This window comes from bacterium (assembly GCA_023145965.1).
In the GTDB taxonomy this organism is placed as follows: domain Bacteria; phylum UBP14; class UBA6098; order UBA6098; family UBA6098; genus UBA6098.
Genome location: JAGLDC010000125.1, coordinates 1 through 2,927, shown reverse-complemented (window position 1 = coordinate 2,927; position 2,927 = coordinate 1). Strand labels below are relative to the sequence as shown.

5 protein-coding genes are annotated in these 2,927 nt (G+C 44.0%); all 5 read right to left on the bottom strand.

All coding sequences use genetic code 11. The features are described 5' to 3' along the window. A partial coding sequence (locus tag KAH81_10290) for a 4Fe-4S binding protein (protein ID MCK5834041.1) occupies nucleotides 1–316 on the bottom strand: 316 nt, incomplete at its 3' end. A gap of 26 nt (nucleotides 317–342) precedes the next feature. Further along, nucleotides 343–1,443: an NADH-quinone oxidoreductase subunit D gene (locus KAH81_10285; protein MCK5834040.1), complete on the bottom strand. Its 1,101-nt coding sequence runs from the start codon at nucleotides 1,441–1,443 to the stop codon at nucleotides 343–345. 11 nt (nucleotides 1,444–1,454) lie between these two features. Further along, nucleotides 1,455–1,955, bottom strand: coding sequence for an NADH-quinone oxidoreductase subunit C (locus tag KAH81_10280; protein ID MCK5834039.1), 501 nt, complete (start codon nucleotides 1,953–1,955; stop codon nucleotides 1,455–1,457). Nucleotide 1,956: 1 nt separating this feature from the next. Continuing rightward, a complete protein-coding gene (nuoB, locus tag KAH81_10275; protein MCK5834038.1) occupies nucleotides 1,957–2,508 on the bottom strand; it encodes an NADH-quinone oxidoreductase subunit NuoB in 552 nt (183 codons plus the stop codon). 15 nt (nucleotides 2,509–2,523) lie between these two features. Further along, nucleotides 2,524–2,927 (bottom strand): NADH-quinone oxidoreductase subunit H (locus KAH81_10270; protein MCK5834037.1); only part of this gene is annotated, 404 nt, incomplete at its 5' end.

The window sequence follows — 2,927 nt, the reverse complement described above, 5'->3', positions numbered from 1 at the left end:
ATAAGGAACCCGGAGGGCAAATATCCACACAAAGACCGCAGAAACAGCATCTGCCGTAATCGAGTTGTGGGCGTTGGTTCTTGATTCCCTCGTCCGGTTTCGATTCCAGCTCCGGAATCTCAACCATTGTAATCGCTTTATTCATACAAATATCGGCGCAATTCCCGCAGCCGGTGCATTTATCCCAATCGTTAACATGGAAACCCCTGTATCTCGCGGCCGGTTCCTTCAATTCAAAAGGATATTTCAGGGTTTTAGGCTTCTTGAATAAATACTTAATAGCCTTGAACGGATTTAGCGAATTACTTTTAGCCATTTTTATTTCCTATTTCTATACCTGAGTTATCTATCGATTTCCGGGGCTACGACATATAGACTGATCATTATATTGCCGACATCGGCGATACTTTCTCCAACTAATACTTTCTCCAGCGCGGTAAGACCATGCGTATATGATGGCGTTCTAAAATGGACTCTGTATGGTTTCAATCCGCCGTCGCTAACCATATACAATCCGAGTTCGCCTCTCGCAGATTCACATCGAACATAAGCGTCGCCTTCAGGGATCCTCCATTTAAATGGATTGGGTGTTTTAGTAAACACCTCGCCCTCGGAGGGCATCTTATCGATGAGCTTAAATATCATATGAACGCTCTCGATCATTTCATCACGAATGGCTAAAAGCCGGGAATAGGCGTCACCGCCCTCTCTTGTGGGAACCTCCCATTCGACCTGATCGTAAGCGGCATAAGGGGCGATCTTTCTTATGTCGTATTTCATGCCCGTGGCCCGCATCGCGTGACCGACAGCACCGTATTTAATTCCGTCCTCGCGGTTTAAAACGCCCACCCCTTTTGCTCTTTGCTCAAAAACGCTATTCTCGAAAAAGGTAGCATTGTAATCGGGAACCTTTCCGCCTATAGAATGTAGGGTATTAATCAATCTTTCCTCGAAACCATCCGGGAAATCGCGGCGAACCCCACCAGGACGCAGATAAATGTGATATACCCTCGCTCCGGTAAGCTCCTCGAATCTATCTAATATTAAATCCCGATGATACATCGCCCACTGTGCAACAGTATCGAATCCGAGCATATTCGCATAAGCCCACAAACCAAAGAGATGTGAGCCTACTCGAGCCATCTCGCAAAAGATACTCCTTATAAATTTACCACGAGGTGGAACCTCGATGCCCGCAAGTTTTTCCACTCCCATCGCGTAAATCAATTCAATGTGATCCGGTTCAACAACGTTTATTCGACAGACAAGCGGGAAATTCTGTATCCAGGTTCTCTGTTCCATTAGCTTCTCGAACCCTCGATGAAGATAGCCTGGATTAGCATCGGCTTTGACGATTCGATCCCCTTCAACCTGAAGGGTTATGCTAAAATTCCCGACCATACCTAAATGTTGCGGGCCGAAATATAATTCGAGTTCTCTCATCTTTTACCTTTTTAATCTACAGAAGGGATGTTACCGAAAAAATCATTAACGAATTTCTCGGTATCGAAATCCTTCCGAAATGGAGGTTTTTCATATTTTAACTCTAAGAATAAGGGCGTTAATCTTGGGTGCCCCACGAAATGTATCCCGAAAAGCTCGTGAATTTCGCGCTCGTAAGGCTCGGCGTTCTCAAACAACTCTATTATCGTCATGTAATTTGGTTTATCTCGCGGTATTCTCGTTTTAACAATAATATTCTGTTTCTCTTTTTCGGTGTATTCATCGTCGGTTGACATGTATGCCGAGAGAATGTAAACCAATTCAAACTCATTGACTTCGATCCAATCGACACATGAAATTAACGCAAGATGACAATATCCCCGGCCTTTTAGGTAAGTCAAGATAGAAACGACCACGTTTCTATCTACGTTTATTCCCATATTATCCGGATATGTAATCGCTATATCCAGACCATCAAACGCGGTTTCCATTTCTTGTTTAAGTTTTTCCATTCTATAATCCTTGAGGGTATAGGGGTGGCCATTCGAGTTCGCCGAAAATCTTCTCCTGATTTGCTCGATAATATTGATATTTCTCGCGATATCGTTTGTAACCGTCCGCCATGTCTTTATCTATCAAAGTCCATAGATGAGTAACCGCCACGAAAATAGCCTCCGGCCTCGGCATACAACCGGCAATCCAGCCATCGATAGGGATATACTTGTCCAGTTGTTTGATTGTATTATAGGAATCCCAATACATACCGCCGTTGATCGGACAGGAGCCAAATCCGACCGTGTATTTGGGCTCCGGCATTTGCTCGTATGTTCTAATGATCGCTTTAAGTGTCTTCGTGGATACATATCCGGTGATTAAAAACAGATTGGCCTGTCGGGGCGAGGCAACCGGAATTACTCCGAACCTTTCGGCATCCCATCTGGCCGTGATCGTTGGCGGGATTTCGATAATCCCGCATCCAGTACAGAAATACACTACATGAAGGGAGAATTTATGTCCCATCTTCGTGGGAGATTTAATCCATTTCGCTAATTGATTTCTATCCATTTGATTTCCTGTTTTTTATTTAATAATTAAAAATGCTATGACTCCTGAAAACGCAAATAGCGTTGGCCAGGTCCAGAGATATTTGATCGCTTGTTCTATCCTAAATCGTGGGAAAACGGCGTTTATAAATACACCCGCCATGAATACTGCCAATATCTTAGCCAAGAATACTAACACAGCGAATAAACTACCCAGAAAGCTGTTTGCATAGAAACTAAATAACCCGAAAAGGTTGCCGCCACCGAGAAATATATTCACAAAAAGCGAGAGACCGATGAACTCTTGAAGCCCGTGATGAATATGGGAAAAGGCCAGGAATTTACCGCCGTATTCGACCATCGGCCCTGAAGATATTTCCTGCGCCGCTCCCGCGATCTCGAACGGTCTAACTCCAAGAATAGCCGGTAAAATCATAAAAT

Excerpts from the sequence above, each read along its gene's own strand:
- KAH81_10285 (MCK5834040.1), bottom strand. The coding sequence starts at position 1,443 with ATGAGAGAACTCGAATTATATTTCGGCCCGCAACATTTAGGTATGGTC.
- nuoB (MCK5834038.1), bottom strand. The coding sequence starts at position 2,508 with ATGGATAGAAATCAATTAGCGAAATGGATTAAATCTCCCACGAAGATG.
- KAH81_10280 (MCK5834039.1), bottom strand. The coding sequence starts at position 1,955 with ATGGAAAAACTTAAACAAGAAATGGAAACCGCGTTTGATGGTCTGGAT.